Source organism: Pseudomonas sp. PNPG3 (assembly GCF_023093815.1).
Classification (GTDB): Bacteria; Pseudomonadota; Gammaproteobacteria; order Pseudomonadales; family Pseudomonadaceae; genus Aquipseudomonas; species Aquipseudomonas asiatica.
The window spans coordinates 1-259 of the sequence record NZ_JALLKV010000264.1; the positions used below are offsets into that span (position 1 = coordinate 1).

Below are 259 nucleotides of genomic sequence, written 5' to 3' on the forward strand. Positions count from 1 at the left end.
GCTCGCGCTCCCGCACGGCCTGCTCGGCCCGCTCCTGGGCGAGCCGCAGCTGCCCCACGCGCACCCGCTGATAGCGGCCCAGCGCCCAGACGCCCAGCACGACGGCGCTGCCGAGCAGCATGTAGACGACGAACGCGATCGCCGTCATCACCCACTGCTCAGGGGTCGTGAACGATGCCCGGTTGGTGAGCGCCAGCAGCCCCGCCTGCATCGCGCAGCCGACGAAGGCGGCGGTCATCGCCAGGCGCCCGGTCCATCG

The 259-nt window shown here is 73.4% G+C and carries 1 protein-coding gene; it reads right to left on the reverse strand.

Features of this window, described 5'->3' with window-relative positions; translation table 11 throughout:
- Positions 1 to 238 (reverse strand): hypothetical protein (locus MJ643_RS30975; protein ID WP_247727352.1); only part of this gene is annotated, 238 nt, incomplete at its 3' end.
- Positions 239 to 259: the final 21 nt, after the last annotated feature.